The organism is Achromobacter sp. NPDC008082, from assembly GCF_042957345.1.
Taxonomy (GTDB): Bacteria; Pseudomonadota; Gammaproteobacteria; order Burkholderiales; family Burkholderiaceae_B; genus Achromobacter; species Achromobacter kerstersii_A.
The window spans coordinates 462,167-477,858 of record NZ_JBIBIB010000006.1; the positions used below are offsets into that span (position 1 = coordinate 462,167).

General features: G+C 61.4%; 14 protein-coding genes. 8 read left to right on the forward strand and 6 right to left on the reverse strand.

All coding sequences use genetic code 11. The annotated features are described in order from the left end of the window. Positions 1 to 56: 56 nt before the first annotated feature. A complete protein-coding gene (locus ACFZAI_RS25685; RefSeq protein ID WP_054427877.1) occupies positions 57 to 839 on the reverse strand; it encodes an aldolase in 783 nt (260 codons plus the stop codon). 87 nt (positions 840 to 926) lie between these two features. Continuing rightward, a complete protein-coding gene (locus ACFZAI_RS25690) occupies positions 927 to 1,904 on the reverse strand; it encodes a Bug family tripartite tricarboxylate transporter substrate binding protein (protein WP_391569581.1) in 978 nt (325 codons plus the stop codon). Positions 1,905 to 2,237: 333 nt separating this feature from the next. Between ACFZAI_RS25690 and ACFZAI_RS25695 the strand changes: the two genes are divergently transcribed. The 4 genes from ACFZAI_RS25695 to ACFZAI_RS25710 all read left to right on the forward strand — a co-directional run bounded on the left by ACFZAI_RS25695 (position 2,238) and on the right by ACFZAI_RS25710 (position 7,200). After that, positions 2,238 to 3,896: an MFS transporter gene (locus ACFZAI_RS25695; RefSeq protein ID WP_391569582.1), complete on the forward strand. Its 1,659-nt coding sequence runs from the start codon at positions 2,238 to 2,240 to the stop codon at positions 3,894 to 3,896. A gap of 66 nt (positions 3,897 to 3,962) precedes the next feature. Further along, positions 3,963 to 5,612, forward strand: a complete 1,650-nt coding sequence (locus ACFZAI_RS25700; RefSeq protein WP_391569583.1) for an AMP-binding protein — start codon at positions 3,963 to 3,965, stop codon at positions 5,610 to 5,612. Beyond that, positions 5,609 to 6,373 carry an SDR family NAD(P)-dependent oxidoreductase gene (locus tag ACFZAI_RS25705; protein WP_391569584.1) on the forward strand — a complete coding sequence of 255 codons (765 nt, stop codon included), beginning with the start codon at positions 5,609 to 5,611 and terminating at the stop codon, positions 6,371 to 6,373. The genes ACFZAI_RS25700 and ACFZAI_RS25705 overlap by 4 nt, the downstream gene beginning before the upstream one ends. A 41-nt stretch (positions 6,374 to 6,414) precedes the next feature. Then, entirely contained in the window at positions 6,415 to 7,200 is a 786-nt protein-coding gene (locus tag ACFZAI_RS25710; RefSeq protein WP_391569585.1) for an enoyl-CoA hydratase/isomerase family protein, read from the forward strand. A gap of 18 nt (positions 7,201 to 7,218) precedes the next feature. Here ACFZAI_RS25710 and ACFZAI_RS25715 read toward each other — a convergent pair whose 3' ends face one another. Continuing rightward, positions 7,219 to 8,052 carry a TetR/AcrR family transcriptional regulator gene (locus tag ACFZAI_RS25715; protein ID WP_391569586.1) on the reverse strand — a complete coding sequence of 278 codons (834 nt, stop codon included), beginning with the start codon at positions 8,050 to 8,052 and terminating at the stop codon, positions 7,219 to 7,221. Between the two features lie 159 nt (positions 8,053 to 8,211). Next, on the reverse strand, positions 8,212 to 8,646 hold the full coding sequence (locus tag ACFZAI_RS25720; protein ID WP_391569588.1) for a hypothetical protein: 435 nt from the start codon (positions 8,644 to 8,646) through the stop codon (positions 8,212 to 8,214). A gap of 294 nt (positions 8,647 to 8,940) precedes the next feature. Between ACFZAI_RS25720 and ACFZAI_RS25725 the strand changes: the two genes are divergently transcribed. Next, complete coding sequence (locus tag ACFZAI_RS25725) at positions 8,941 to 10,572, forward strand: EAL domain-containing protein (RefSeq protein WP_391569589.1); 1,632 nt, start codon at positions 8,941 to 8,943, stop codon at positions 10,570 to 10,572. A gap of 187 nt (positions 10,573 to 10,759) precedes the next feature. Here ACFZAI_RS25725 and ACFZAI_RS25730 read toward each other — a convergent pair whose 3' ends face one another. After that, positions 10,760 to 11,512, reverse strand: a complete 753-nt coding sequence (locus ACFZAI_RS25730) for an SDR family oxidoreductase (RefSeq protein WP_391569723.1) — start codon at positions 11,510 to 11,512, stop codon at positions 10,760 to 10,762. Between the two features lie 135 nt (positions 11,513 to 11,647). Between ACFZAI_RS25730 and ACFZAI_RS25735 the strand changes: the two genes are divergently transcribed. Continuing rightward, positions 11,648 to 12,556, forward strand: coding sequence for a LysR family transcriptional regulator (locus ACFZAI_RS25735; protein ID WP_391569590.1), 909 nt, complete (start codon positions 11,648 to 11,650; stop codon positions 12,554 to 12,556). A 239-nt stretch (positions 12,557 to 12,795) separates the two neighbouring features. After that, on the forward strand, positions 12,796 to 13,785 hold the full coding sequence (locus tag ACFZAI_RS25740) for a quinone oxidoreductase family protein (RefSeq protein ID WP_391569591.1): 990 nt from the start codon (positions 12,796 to 12,798) through the stop codon (positions 13,783 to 13,785). Positions 13,786 to 13,971: 186 nt separating this feature from the next. On the opposite strand, the gene ACFZAI_RS25745 is transcribed toward ACFZAI_RS25740, so the two are convergent. Next, positions 13,972 to 14,970: a LysR family transcriptional regulator gene (locus tag ACFZAI_RS25745; protein ID WP_391569592.1), complete on the reverse strand. Its 999-nt coding sequence runs from the start codon at positions 14,968 to 14,970 to the stop codon at positions 13,972 to 13,974. 154 nt (positions 14,971 to 15,124) lie between these two features. On the opposite strand from ACFZAI_RS25745, the gene ACFZAI_RS25750 reads away from it, so the two are divergent. Beyond that, on the forward strand, positions 15,125 to 15,655 hold the full coding sequence (locus ACFZAI_RS25750) for an AAA family ATPase (RefSeq protein ID WP_391569593.1): 531 nt from the start codon (positions 15,125 to 15,127) through the stop codon (positions 15,653 to 15,655). Positions 15,656 to 15,692 lie beyond the last annotated feature (37 nt).

The following is a 15,692-nucleotide window of genomic DNA, read 5'->3' on the forward strand; positions in this document are numbered from 1 at the left end:
GGGTCGAAAAGACGACCGGTAAGCATGCCCGAAACCGGCCCCGCCGTCGAGCCGCCTTATGCCAGCACGTCCGGATGCGCCCGCAGCGCCCGGCGCGCGTAGTACGAAAACCCGACCTGCGAGCGCTTGGGCGTCAAAATCCAGTCGTGCGCCTCGCGGCCCAGCGCCGGCGGAATCGGCTGAATCTTGCCCGCCGACATCGCCAACAGCTGCATGCGCGCCGCGCGTTCGAATTGCAGCGCCAGCACGCAGGCCTCTTCCACTGAGCCAGCCGCAATCAGCATGCCGTGGTGCGACAACAAGATGGCGCGCTTGCTGCCCAGCGCCGCCGAGATGATCTCGCCTTCTTCGTTGCCCACGGGCACGCCCGGCCAATCCTTCAAGAAGGCCACGTCGTCGTACAGCGTGCAATTGTCCATGTGCGAGACCTCAAGCGGCACCTCCAGCATCGACAGCGACGCCACATGCAGCGGATGCGTATGAATGATGCAGTTCACGTCCGGTCGCGCGCGGTAAATCCACGAATGAAAACGGTTGGCCGGGTTGGGCATGCCGCCGCCTTCCTGCACGCGCAGGTCTTCGTCCACCACCAGCAGATTGCTGGCCGTGATCTCGTCAAAGCCCAGCCCCAGCCGCTGCGTGTAATAGCGGCCCGGCTCCGTCGTGCGCGCGGTGATCTGCCCGGCCAGACCCGAGTCGTGACCGCCATCGAACAAGATCCGGCACGTCAGCGCCAGCCGCTCGCGCAGGCTCCATTGCGGCGTCTCGAACTGACGCTGCATTTCGGCTTGCGCCCGCGCGATCAGCTCATCTTTTCCCAGGTGCATCGTATCGTTCATCGTGTCTCCGTCATGCCGTATCCATCAACGGCGTAAATCCCGGCAAGGCGCGCATGCGCGCCAGCCAGGCAGTGATATGTCTTCGCGTCAGTCCATCTTGATATTGGCGCGCTTCACGATCTGGGCCCACTTGGATTTTTCGCCCGACATGAAACGCTGGTATTCGTCGGGCGAACCCGTGTAAAGCTGCGTGCCTTGCGCGGCCAGACGGTCTTTCAGGTCCTGAGACGCCAACGTCTTTTGCAACGCCGCATTCAACGCGGCCAGCACTTCGGGCGGCGTGCCGGCCGGCGCAAAGAACGCGTTCCACGAACTGATCTGCAAACCCGCGTCGCCCACTTCGGGGCTGGCCGGCACCGCCGGCGCGGACGGCAAACGCGTATCCGCCGCCACCGTCAAAGCGCGCAGCTTGCCGGAGGCCACGTGCGGCATGATGATGGGGCTGGCGTCCATCACCACATCCACCTGCTCGCCAATCGCGGCGTTGACCGCTTCGCTGCCGCTCTTGAACGGCACATGCACAATGTCCAGCCCCGCCGTCAGCTTCAGCAACTCAAGCCCCAGATGCGGCGAACTGGCGTTGCCCGCCGAGCCGAAATTCAGCTTGGCCGGATTCTTCTTGGCATAGGCCACAAAGTCGCCAAACGACGCCGCCGGCAAGCCCGCGCGCACGGCCAGCACGAACGGCGACCCCGACACCATGCCCACCGGCGCGAACTTGTCCGCGTCATAGCTCAGCTTGCTGTAGATCAGCGGATTCACGACTTGCGTGCCGACGGTGCCCATGAAGATCGTGTAGCCATCGGGCGCCGCCGACGCCGCCACCTGCGCAGCAATGACACCGCCCGCACCGGGGCGGTTTTCAATCACGACGCCCTGCCCCAGCACATCACCCATGCCCTTGCCCACCTGGCGGGCCACGATATCGGTAATCCCGCCCGCGCCAAACGGCACAACCAAACGGATCGTCCGTTCGGGATATGCCGCGTGCGCGCTGCCTGCCATGCCCACGCCCACTATCCCCGCTGACAACGCCAGCGCAGCTACCTTGCTCAAAACCTTCATGCCATTCCCCTTGATCGCGCCGTGTCGGCTCTGATGACACAAAGTGTCCTATAGAGCATTGATTTTCCGCAAGAGGAATGTGATTGGGGATATCCCTGGTTCCGTTCACTTTTGAAATGCGCGGCGGCGCGAGAAGGCTGCGGCTTGAACGAATTGCGGTCTCGGGCTTTGGCGCGAGACAGGCAATTTCCAGCCAGCCGAGGCTTAGGGTTTTCACATATATGTACATTTACAGTATTCATTAATACTGTATTTGCACATTAATGTGTGACCAGAAGATGAGCGGAACAAGCTCTCGCCACCAGACGAAATGCCTTCACAGAGGGGGAGGAAATGGAAATAACCGCATCCGCACCACGTTCGGCGACCATGTCAAAGAAGGACAGGCGCGTCATCATCGCCGCGTCCTTGGGCACGGTATTCGAGTTTTACGACTTCTTCCTGATCGGTCTGCTTGCAGCCGAGATCGCGCGCGTGTTTTTCTCCGGCGTCAATCCTACGGCCGGCTTCATATTTACGCTGCTTGGCTTCGCCGCGGGCTTCATGCTGCGGCCGTTCGGGGCCATCGTCTTTGGCCGCCTGGGAGACCTGGTCGGACGCAAATACACGTTCCTGGTCACGATCGTCCTGATGGGCGGGTCGACGTTCTTGATCGGTGTCTTGCCTTCCTATGCAACGGCCGGAATGTTTGCCCCAATCGCCTTTGTGCTGATGCGCATGATCCAGGGATTGGCGCTGGGCGGTGAATTCGGCGGCGCCATGATCTATGTGGCCGAGCACGCGCCTGCCCACAAGCGGGCGACGTGGACGGCGTGGGTGATCCTGACTGCGGCCGTCGGGTTTTTGCTGGCGGTGGCCATCATCATCCCTTTGCGCTTGCTCATGGGGCCGGAAGCTTTCATGGCATGGGGCTGGCGCGTTCCCTTTATCGTGTCTGTTTTGTTGTTGGGCATCTCGCTGTGGATACGCCTGAAGCTGGACGAGTCGCCCGAATTCAAGAAGATGAAGGCGGAAGGCCGCGCGTCGAAGTCGCCGCTGACGGAGACTTTTGGCGCCTGGAAGAATGTCCGCCTGATCCTGATTGGCGCGCTGTGCATTCTGCCGGCGCAAGCCGTGCTGTGGTACACCGGCCAGTTCTATTCGCTGTTCTTCCTGATCAAGGTCTTGAAGGTCGAGACGCTGACAGCGAATTTCATGCTGATCATCGCGACATTGCTGACGGCGCCGCTGTATATCGTCTTTGCGAACCTGTCTGACCGGATAGGACGGCGTCCCGTCTACATCGGCGGCTATGTCCTGGCGGCGGTGCTGACCATTCCCATCTTCCAGGGCCTCACGCACTTTGCCAACCCGGCGCTGCAACATGCCCAGGAACAATCCCCGATCGTCGTGGCAACAAATCCGGCGGACTGCTCGGTACAGTTCAATCTGCTTGGCACCAGCAAATTTACGTCGCCGTGCGACGTCGCCACCAATGCCATGACGACGCTTGGGCTGAACCACACCAGCATCGCCAGCCCCGGCATCCGGGTGGCCGAGGTCCGCGTTGGCGACAAGGTGATCGTCTCCTACCAGGGCGACGCGCCCAATGCCGCCGAAGAGAAGAAGCGGTTCGATGCGGAATTGCGTGCGGCGCTCATAGAGAAGCAATATCCGCTCGGCACGGCGAACCCGGCCGACGTCAATGCGCCGGCCATCGTTTTGCTGTTGATGCTCTTGCTCAGCTTCGGCACGATCACCTTCGCCCCCTCCACGACGTCCTTGCTGGAAATGTTTCCCTCGCGCATCCGCTACACCGCGATGTCCTTTCCGTACCACCTGAGCGCGGCTTGGTTCGGCGGCTTTCTCCCGGCGACGGCATTCGCGATTGTTGCCGCCACGGGCAACATCTATGCCGGCCTTTATTACCCGGTCGGCATTGCCATCGCCTGCACCGTGCTCAGCCTGATTTTCGCCCGCGAAACCAAGGGAACGGATATTTCGCGCGGTTAGCCCAAGCCGGCCGATAGAGCCGGCAACCCTGCAAGCATCAATAGAGATAGAGGAAAGGAGCACAACATGAAGGCAGCCGAGTACAGCGCGCGCGTACAGGATCGCCTCGCCGAACTCATCGACGCCTACGGCGCGGCGGATGCAACGGCAAGCGATTTGTTCTGCGACCGGCACGATCCTGGCGCCACCGCCTACCGCATCGTCGGCGCAGATGGCGAGGCCAACGTCATCACCTACGGACGATTGCGCGAGCGATCCGAAAGGCTTGCCAGCGGATTAAGCAAGCGAGGCTACGGCGCGGGCGATCGCATCGCGACGCTGATGGCCAAAGGCGAGGATTACCTTGCGACACTGCTGGCGATATGGCGGCTTGGCGCCGTCTATGTGCCGCTGTTTACGGCCTTCGCCAAGCCTGCCATTGAGATGCGGCTTGCGTGCAGCGGCGCCAAGCTCGTGATATGCGACGACACCCAGCGCGCCAAACTCGAAGGCCTTGCGGGGCAGGCCCTGCCCGCCCTGCGAGTCGCGGTCGCCGGCGCCGCCCCCGCAGGCGAAATGACCCTGGCCGAGATCGAAGCAGGCGGTGATCAATGCTTCGCGGCGCACGTCACGTCGGGCCAAGGCGCGGTCATCGAGGTGTATACGTCGGGCACCACCGGCAAGCCCAAAGGCGTTGTCGTGCCATTGAAAGCGGTGGCGGGGTTTCAAGCCTATGGCGAATTTGGACTGGGTCTGCGTGCCGAAGACACGTTCTGGAACGCGGCAGATCCTGGCTGGGCTTACGGACTTTATTTTGGCGTGATGGTGTCGCTGTCTACGGGCGTGCCGTCAATCATGCACACCGAAAAGTTCTCGCCCGAAGGCACGCTGGCGGTCCTCAAACGCGAAGGCGTCACGAACTTCACGGCGGCCCCAACGGTCTACCGCAGCCTGAAGGCCCATGGCGTGCCTGAAGGATTTGTCTCTCTGCGATGCGCGTCAAGCGCTGGCGAGCCCCTGACGCCGGACGTCAATCAGTGGGCGCCTGCCGGACTGGGAGCGCTGGTTCACGACCACTTCGGGCAAACAGAGGCGGGCATGCTGCTCAACAACCATCATCACCCAGACCTTCAGCAGCCGATCAAGCCCGGCTCCATGGGCCGCGCCTTGCCGGGTTGGCATATGACTGTGATTGATCCCACGACGCATGAAGAGCTGGGGCCGAATCATGCCGGACTGCTGGCCGCACGCCTGTCGCACAGCCCCTTGGCGTGGTTCAGCGGATACGCCAGCTCTCCGGAAAAAGACGGCGACAGGCTGACACCCTGCGGGCGGTGGTATCTGACCGGGGACCTGGCTTTGTACGACGACGACGGCTATTTCCGCTTTTCATCGCGCGACGACGACGTGATCATCATGGCCGGCTACCGGATTGGTCCGTTCGATGTGGAATCGGTGATCGCCGGGCATCCCGCCGTGCGGGACGTTGCCGTCGTGGCCGTTCCTGACGAGATCCGGGGTGAAGTGCTTGAGGCGGTTGTCGTGCTGAACCCGGGATACGATGCCAACCAAGCGCTATCAGAAGAACTCCAGCAAAAGGTACGCACGGAGTACGCCGCGCACGCATACCCGCGGCGGGTTCACTACCGGGACGAGCTGCCGAAGACGCCATCCGGAAAAACCCAACGGTTCGTGTTGCGCCAAGAACTGCGCGACGCCTTGCGGAGCCCCGTATGAACCTGGCGAATTCAACAGGAATTGTGACGGGCGCGGCTTCAGGGCTAGGCCGTGCGACGGCTCAAATGTTGGCGTCCCAGGGAGCGAAGCTGGTCTTGATCGACCTGAACCCGGAAAGACTGGAGGCGGTCAGAGCGGGTCTGCCTGGTGAGCACGTGGCCGCGAAGGCTGATGTTTGCAACCCCGTGGAAGTTGGCGCCGCCATCGAGCAAGGGGTGAGCGCTTTCGGCGAGCTTCGATTCGTGATCAATTGCGCGGGGATTCCCTCCGCGGCAAAGACCGTCTCGCGCGGCGTCGCCCATGATCTGGCGTTGTGGAACAAGATCATCGGCATCAACCTGACCGGTTCATTCAACGTGCTGCGGCTGGCGGTTGAGAGGATGGTCGACAACCGCGCCGACGATCACGGCCAACGCGGAGTCATCGTGAACACAAGTTCCATCGCGGCGTTCGACGGTTTGAAGGGGCAAGCCGCCTACAGCGCAAGCAAGGCGGCGATCGTCGGCATGACTCTCCCGATTGCCCGCGACCTGGCCGAGCATGGCATCCGCTGCATGGCAATCGCGCCAGGCGTGTTTGAAACCGAGCTCACCGCGAACGTACCGCAAAAGGGCATGGCGGCCATGGAGAAAAGCTTTCTATTTCCGAAGCGCACCGGATACCCAGACGAGTTCGCGCGGATGGTGCAATCCATCCTGACCAATCCCTACGTGAACGGCGCCTGCTACCGCCTGGACGGCGGGGCGCGATTTGCGCCGTGACCCAAGAACACAGCCATACCGATAGAAAACAAGGTGAAGTAATGGAACAAGTTGGATCGAAGCACGAAGGACGACCGCTCACCCGCCTGTGCACGGTGGACGCCGGCATCGCCTGGATCACGCTCAACCGGCCAGAGAAAGCCAATGCCGTCAGCTCCGAACTACTCGGCGATGTAATCGCTGCATTGGATGCGGCGGAAGCCTCGGCGGACGTGCGGGCGGTCATCTTCTGCGGGTCGGGCCGACATTTCTGCGCCGGTGCCGACCTTGTGGAACTGCTCGAAGGCGGCAAGACCGCCGTGCGGCGCCTGCTGGATAAATTCCGTGAGGTGTGCCGGCGATTCGAATCGTCACCCCTGCCCGTGATCGGCATGGCGCACGGCGCCGTGCGCGCCGGCGGACTGGAACTGCTGTTGTGCTGCGATGCGGTGATCGCTGCGGATGACGCCACCATCGGCGACGCCCACGTCCTGCGCGAGCTTTTACCCGGCGGAGGCAGCAGCGTCAGGTTGCCCCGTGTCATCGGCCATCAGCGGGCCAAATGGATGATCCTGTCGGGCGGGACCATCAGCGCCAAACAGGCTATGGATTGGGGTATCTTGCACGCCGTTGCGCCGGCGCATGCGTTGCGGCAAAGCGCCATTCATCTGGCCGACGAAATGACGGTTGCGCATCGACAGACGATTCAGCGGGCCAAATCCCTGTTGGTCGCCGCTCACACGCTACCCATGGCGCAGGCGCTGGAAAACGAGATCACGACGCTAGAGGCGCACTCCGCCACGCAGGCCATGCAAGGCGGCCTGGCTCAGTTTGTCGGCCGCCGGTAGCTTGTTGTTGGCGATTGCTCAGCGCCGCTCAACGGCTCTTACGCAAAAGTCCGCGATCTCTCTGACGCGCGCCAGCCGCTGACGCTCGGTAGCATCGTTGTTGCGCGCCAGCGGGCCGACCAGCGCTTCGAACAATGACCCGACGATGCAGGCGGAGGATACCTCCGGGTTCTGCGTGACGAAGTCGCCGTTGCGCATACCGCGTTCGATGATCGTTTCAAAGACGCGCATCAGCTTGCTGCGGTATTTCAGCCGTTCGACCTCGATGGCCGAATCCACCGGCTCGGCGACCAGTGCATAGCCCAACTGCTTGGCGCGGATGGCCCGGCTGCCGAAAGCGTAGGCGCATTCCCGCAACAGCGTTGCCGGCCCGTCGTTTCCCATGGCGATCCCGGCGACGACATTGACCTCGTGCTGCGACACGTGAGACACCACTTCCACCAGCAGGCTTTCCCGCGAGCTGAAATACCGGTATAGCGTGGCGGGGGACATGCCGGCGTGCTCTGCGATCGCATTGACCTGCGTGTCACGGAACCCCACTTGGGCCACCAGATCGATCGCCGCCGCCAGAAAGCGCGCCCGTTTGTCATGCAACGGCAAACTGTAATGTGACCGGCCGGCGCGAGTCACACTGCGTGCGGCGTCGCCATCGCCGGCATTCGCATCCATGCCATCCGTTTTGGACAAATACCAGTTCTCGGCAAAGTGCCGCGCCTTGCCGAGATCTTCCGTCTTGGAGCTGACGCGCTCGCTCTTGCCGTCGAACGTGCCTTGGCATTGCCAGAATCTGCTGTTCGGCCTGCGATAAATGCTGACTCGCCCGCCCACTGCAGAATGCTTCTCTTCCGCCATGACTGCGTTATCCGATTGTGTGAAAAAAAAGGAGGTGATGAATATAGTTTTTACACAACGCAATCGTACTTGAGTTCACCGCATCTGTTTCCCTTGGGTTCCCGAGCCGAACTCCCCGTGGCGGACCAGGGGTCTGCCCCGCGCGATAGGCAAGCAGGCTCAACATACGCCCTGATCGCGGTACTCGCCCGGTGCGCCCAGCACGGCGCAGAACTTGTGGTCTTCGCCGGAATAGGCGTGCTTGGCGTGGAGGGTCAGCGTGGCGCCGGCCAACCCGGCCCGCTTCGGATTGCAAGACCAGAAGCCGCTGGAGATTTCGTTGTACAACGCCCTGGCGACAAGGCGCGGCGGTTGCCCGGGCGGCTTCTGTCCGGATGCCGGAGTGGCCAGCCACTCGATCCAGACACGGCAGCTCACATGCTCGAAGCCCACGTTCTCGAAGATCACCCGGTAGGAGCCCTGCCCCTCGCGGGAATGCCAACTTCCGCCAGTCAGCGTCCCCAGGAGCTCCGCTTGATCCGCGTCGGTCTCCGCGACGCAGGGAGCCGCCACCAGAAACGAGAGGCTTAGCAACGCGGCTGCAAGAATTTTCATGGTTCGGATGGTCTGTCCAGAAGGGGCGTGCAAGGAGTGATGAACGGCGCGGCGGCGGTGTATTCGCCCCGGCATTTGATATCCATCCGAACGCCGGTAAGGCCAAGCATGTCTTGAACAGGGATGATATCCAACATGGGTCAGCACAGGCCGTTAGAATATTCAGACCCACGGTTTGCGGGCCAACGATGGCTCTACAGTTCTACGCGAACATAGGTCCGAAAAATGGCACGACATACGCTCCATCCACCGGCGGCTGAGGCCCACCAGCCTGCACCGGCTCATCTGGCGGAAATGCTTGACAGTCTTAGCGACGGATTCATGTCGATAGACAAGTCTTGGCGCTTCACGTATCTCAACAATACCGCCGAGCGATATTTGCAGCAGGAGCGGCAAAACCTCCTCGGACGCGAAATCTGGCAGTGTTACCCGGACTTGGTGAACTCCGGCTATTACCGAATCTACCGGCACACAGCAGCGACAGGACGTCCCGGCTGCCACACTGGCTACTACGCCCCGCTTCGGACGTGGTTTGAAGCCCGCTCATTTCGCCATGACGAGGGTATTACGGTGCTTTTTCGCGACGTCACGCGCGAACACGAGCACGCCGCCCAACTGGAGTATGAAGCGAGCCACGATTATCTGACGGGCTTGGCGAATCGGCGCAGTTGCATGGAAGCGCTGTCTCGCGCAGTCGCGGGCGCCGCATTGCCCAGCCCGCCGAATGACGTCTCTGTCGCGGTGCTGTTTATCGACCTGGATCATCTGAAGGAAGTCAACGACGCGTTCGGCCATGCCGCCGGTGACGACCTGCTGCGCAATTTTTCGGCAAGGCTGAAGGCAAGTCTTGGGCCTGCCTTTTTTGCCGCCCGCGTTGGCGGCGACGAGTTTGTTCTGCTATTGCGCAACACCACAAAAAGCGCTGCGCAAGCGTGCGCATCTGCGGTGCTCAATGCGCTTGCGATGCCGTTTGAAATTGGCGGCCGCGCAATCTCGCTGTCCGCCAGCATTGGTATCGCGCTAATGGGAAAAGACCCTGAAACCGCCGAAACGTTGCTGAGTCAGGCCGATACGGCCATGTACGCAGCCAAGTCGGCGGGCGGGCTTCAAGTGCGCACGTATGACGTGATACTGGACCGGGGCGTGCGCAACCGGGTCGCGTTGCGCTCCGATCTGCGTGCAGCATTTGCGCAGAACCAGTTTGAGCTTCATTTCCAGCCGCAGATATCACTTGCGGACGCCTCGCTGATCGGCGCCGAGGCGCTTCTTCGCTGGCGTCATCCCGACCGCGGCTTGCTGACACCTGACGCGTTCTTGGCTTTGCTGCTTGACTCCCCCTATGAAGGCGCGCTGGTCGAATGGCTGCTCAATGCGGTTTGCCTGCACATCGCCGCATGGCAACGGATGGGCGTCGCCGTACCGCGAATCAGCCTGAATCTATCGGCCCGGCAGCTTCTGGATAGGGGGCTCGCAGATCGAGTTCACTCTGCCGTCAGCAAACACGGCATCTCCGCCGCCATGCTCGATGTGGAAATCACGGAAGACTGCCTGGTCAGCGATATCGAAATGGCGACGTCAGTGCTCGCCTCGCTGAAGCAAGCCGGACTTTCCACGTCGCTTGACGACTTCGGCGCGGGCTACTCAAGTTTGAGCTATCTGGTCCGGCTGCCCGTAGACACGCTCAAGATCGACAAGTCCTTTGTCCGCGGGCTGGCGTCGTCAGAAAAGGCCTCGGCGGTTATTCGAGGCATTGTTGGTCTTGCTCGTTCACTGGGCATGAAAACGATCGCCGAAGGGGTCGAGCACCAATATCAGGCCGACGAACTCAAGGACGCTGGCTGCGACGCCATCCAGGGTTATCTGGTCAGCCGTCCGTTGAGCTCAGCGGCTTTCGAAGCGTTTGTGCAACGCGAGTTTTTTCCATGACGCTGACGGCCAGGAAGATCGCCGACGGCGTTTCAAGCAAATGAATATCAGGCGTGACTGGAACCGAACGGCCGCGAAGGGCCGCGAAGGGCCGGCAGCGGCCGGCTTATTCGCCTAAGCGCGTTCATTGCTTTTCGTGGCTTGGGGTGGTTTATCGCGGCATGCGCGCAGTGCTTCTGCTGCGCGCTTAGCCGTTCAACAGACGCCCGCCGTCAAGGACGATTTCAGAGCCGACCGTCCAGCGCGATTCGTCGGATGCCAGATACAGCACCGCTTTGGCCACCTCGTCAGAGGTACCGAAGCGACCCAGTGGGATGGTTGCCGCGATCTCTTTGTTGAGCTGCTCGCGATACGCTTCCGGAATACCGAGCTTGTCGTAAAGCGGAGTCTCGACGGGGCCAGGGCTCACTGCGTTGACCCGGATGCCACGGCCCAGCAACTCGGTTGAGAGCGTCTTCGACATGTTCAGCAATGCGGCCTTCGTTGCCGCATACACGGACGAGCGATCGGCGCCTGCGTGCGCGCTTACGGACGTCGTCAACACGACGGAAGCGGGATTGGCGAAGACGGGCAGCAGCGCCTGCATCAGGAAGTACGGCCCTTTGACGTTGATGTCGAAAGAACGGTCGAACATCTCTTCCGTCCATTCCTCAATGGGCCGCCAGACGGATACGCCGGCATTGAGGAAGGCCACGTCGAGTTGGCCGTAGCGTTCCTTGATGACTTGCGCCAGCTCCTTTTGGGCCGCAACGCTGGCCGAGTCGGCACGCAGCACCGGCACTTCCGGGCCCAATTCGGCCTGGGCCCTTGCAATCGAATCCGCGTTGACACCCGTGACGATCACGCGAGCGCCCTCCGCCAGGAACTGCTTCGCCGTTTCCAGCCCGATGCCACTGGTGCCGCCAGTGATGAGAGTACGTTTACCTTGCAAGCGCGACATTTGAATTCTCCGGTCAATGACGACCACTTCGGCCGACAGGGAGAAATATGCACTCATGCTCCACAATAGATAAGACTGCCTATCTGCATATAATTCATGCAAATCAGGCATGAATTGAGTTGGAGAGGTGGAGAGGTGGACCGATTTCTTTTGATGACATGCTTTGCGCGTGCGGTAGAAACGGGGAGCTTTTCGGCGGCGGGGCGGGATCTAGGGCTGGGGCAACCCAATGTGAGCCGCTACGTCGCGGCTCTGGAAGATCATTTGCAGACGCGATTGCTCCACCGGTCTACGCGGAAGCTGTCCTTGACGCCCGAGGGCGAACGCTACTATGCCGACATCCGGCGCATCCTGGATGCGGTGGATGAATCCGAATCGTCCTTCAAGAATAACGTCGACCCATCGGGTCTCTTGCGCGTAGCCTGTCCCACAGCTCTTGCGCACGCGTTTGTGCTGCCGCATGTGCCGGCCTTTTTAGCGCGCTATCCGCAATTGAACTTGGATCTCCAGCTCAACGATCGATACGTAGACCTGGTCAATGAAGGCACCGAACTCGCCATTCGCATAGGACAGCTGGAGGACAGCACCCTGCGCGCCCGGCCGCTTGGATGGTACGACCGGGTCTTCGTCGCCAGCAAAGACTACCTGGCTAAACGCGGCGTTCCGCAAACCCCGGAAGATCTGCGCGACCACGATTGCATCGTCTACACCTTGCTGTCGTCCGGGGCGACCTGGCGATTCCGGGACGCGGACATCCCGATTGCCGGCAGGCTCAAGATCAACTCCCCCGACGCTGTAAGTGCGGCAGCCGCGGCAGGCCTGGGTGTGGCGCAAGGACCTGCGTGGCTATTTGAGGGCGGGCTGAACAGCGGAAGATTGCAGCTCATTCTCACGAACCATGCGGCTCCCCCTGTCCCCGTGCAGATGGTGTATGTCGCCAATAGGCTGCTTCCCACGCGGGCGATCGCGTTCATGGATTTTATGGCTGACGTGTTTTCAAAGATTCCAGCCTTGAACGGCGGCACCCCGGTGCCGGCGCGATAACAGGAGACGACGACGCGTAACCTATCACGGCTGTGCTCAAACCCGTGTGCGCCAAGCCACGACGTCACCAGGTAAGACATCGCATCCGGTGCCCCCCCCACATTCAGGGCCGGCCCCGCATAGTCGCGCTTGAAGGTGCGATTGCTGCGCCCAGTGAAGCAGTGTCTTTCGCGAAAGCCGGTTGCTCGCGCCTGCCCGCCGACGCAACATGGAAGCTCATTTCCAATCAAGGAGACGTCATGGCGGCTTCCTATACCGCAGCAACAATCCGAATGGCCGCTCCTGGCGGCCCCGAAATGCTCAAGACCGGGCAGGTTCAGTTCGATGGACTCGCACCCAACGAGGCGTGGGTCGTGCACGAGGCCATAGGTGTCAACTTCCTCGACGTGATGCAGCGCTCTGGCTCGGTGGTCATTCCAACGCCTTCCGGCCTTGGTCTGGAAGCGGCTGGCCGCGTGGCGGCCGTGGGTAGTGCGGTGTCGGAAGGATCGGTCGGCGATCGCGTCGCGTACGCGCTAGGCCCTATTGGCGCATACGCGACGGCACGGCCCTACCCGGCAGAGCGGCTGGTCCGCTTACCCGATTCAATATCCTGTGAATCGGCAGCGGCCATTACCTTCAAAGGCATCACGGCGCAGTACTTGCTAAAGAGTACTTTTCCCGTAGGGCCCGGGACGACCGTGTTGCTGTATGGCGTTGCCGGCGCCCTAGGGCAATTGATGGTTCCTTGGGCGAAGCATCTAGGCGCAACCGTCATAGGTGTGGTGTCCAAGAGAACCAGCATCATCGTCGCCCAATCCCGCGGCTGCGATGAGGTGCTTGTGTGGGGCGAATGTGATGTACCGGCCGAGGTACACCGGATCACAAATGGACGTAAGGCGGATGTCGTATACGACGGCGTCGGCAAGGCGACTTTTTCGGCCTCCCTCGACAGTCTTCGCGCGCGGGGCATGATGGTGTCGATTGGCGCATCTAGTGGCGCTCCTGACCCGGTGGCGGTGGGTACGCTCAATGCAAAGGGGTCGCTGTTCCTGACCCGGCCGTCCCTTGCGGCCCACGCGACCGATGTCCAGGAGTATCGCGCGCGGGTTCAAGACGTGTATGCCGCTTTCAATGACGGCATTATCTCCGCCGACATTTGGAAGGCGTTTGCACTGGAAGAGGCCGTTCAAGCTCACGCAGCGCTAGAGAACGGCAGTTCAAAGGGACCGGTGATACTGAAGCCTTGATGGAATGCCGCGGCACCTTGAACCGGCATCGGGCGGCGGCGTTCCCTCTTGATGTGCCGGGCATGGCCATCCTTCTGTCTTCAGGGCCCAGGCTCGCCAAAACAGCGGTTCCAGCGCTAACCGGCGCGCTCGATGGCATCGGTCTTCGGACATCGCTTGGTGCCTTGTAATAGGCAGGGCTCCCCCTTAAGTGGGGTTCTTGAACGCCCGCAGCCAGGGCGCCCCATTGGAAAAATGTTGCGTCAGCCAGAGGGCGAACGCCTGAACGCGCGCCGGGGCGTAGCGCACCGAAGGCCTGACAAGGAACACTCCTCCGTCAGCATCGAAAGACCAATCGGGCAAGACCGGCACCAGCGCCCCCTCGGCAAAGTCTCGCGCCATAAGCCATTCACCGCCTCCAAGAATCCCTACGCCCTGCCGGGCCGCCTCCAGAAGGGCAAGGCTGTCATTAGCAAGAAGTGAACCTTGTGCAAGGACCGTCTCTTCGACGTTTCCACGCTTCAGCTTCCAGCTTGGGAACGACGCAAACGCGGGCAAGCAGATGCAGTTGTGATTCGTAAGATCTCGGGGCTCCCGAGGCTCCCCGCAACGCTTCAGGTAGTCAGGTGAGGCGCCAAGCACCCGGCGATGTCCGCATAGTTTCTTCGCAACAAGCCGGCTGTCACGCAGAGCGCCGACGCGCACCGCCGCATCAAAGCCTTCGGCCACTAAGTCGATATACCGCTCGCCGTAGTCGACCTCAATCTGGAGAGCGGGATGGAGCCGCATGAATTCGGGAAGAAGGGGGGCCAGCCATTGGCGTCCCAGCGCTGACGGAAACGCAAGCTTAAGGCGTCCCCGCAACTCCACCGCATCCGCACTGGCCTCGATCTCGGCCTCGACGAGGGCATCACTCGCCAGGCGCACCTGCTCGGCCAGCCGCTCCCCCGCCGGGGTCAGTTTCACCTGACGTGTGGTTCGTTCGACTAATCGGACCCCCAGCCGGGCCTCTAGGGCGGTAATCCGGCGGGAAACTATGGTCGGATGGCGTAGCAGGCTTCGGCCTGCTGCGACAAATGAGCCGCCGCGTGCGACGGCAAGCAACGCCGCCAGCTCGTCCATCCTGGTGCTGTCCAAATCCGAACCCAGTGGTGTCACACTCAAGATTTCGCTCCTTGCATGATCTACACGCCATTTGTGAGACATGCTCGCCGCGCCGGTAAAGGCGTCAAGATTTGTATCACGCCGAGCGACAGTGAAGGTCCATCAGTGGAGGCTCCCTCGTGCGAGAGCTAGGCCATTCGCATTCGGCTCGCTAAGATTACAGGCCACCGCTACTTCATGAATTGAACTCTCGTGTATGAACAAGCTTGACGACCTGGGTTCGCGCATCTGCATTCTAGGGCCCAGCAATAGTGGGAAATCCACGCTTGCCCAGGCCATTGCGCGCAAGCGCGGACTGCTGGCCGTCCACCTCGATCAACTTTTCCATCTGCCAAACACCGACTGGAAGCCTCGTTCAAACGACGCGTTCCTTCACCTGCACGAACAGGCGATACAGCGGGAAAATTGGGTCATGGAGGGGAACTACACAAGCTGCATCCGCCAACGGCTCGATCGCGCCACGGGCGTGATTCTGCTCGACGTATCGACAGCCACCAGCCTGTTCCGATACTTTCGCCGGACCTTATTCGAACGCGACCGGCGCGGCGCGCTGGAAGGAAGCCTGGACTCCTTGAAATGGCAAATGATCCACCACATAACAGTGGTCACCCCGGCCAACCGACGGCGTTATGCGGAGATGTACGAGAGAATTGCGCTGCCCAAATTGAAACTGGCCACGAGGGCCGAACTCAGAAATTTTTATCGAGCAGAGCAACTCGGCGTCTAGCTGGACCCAGCGGGCGCCCTCATCCTGGATCGGTTTC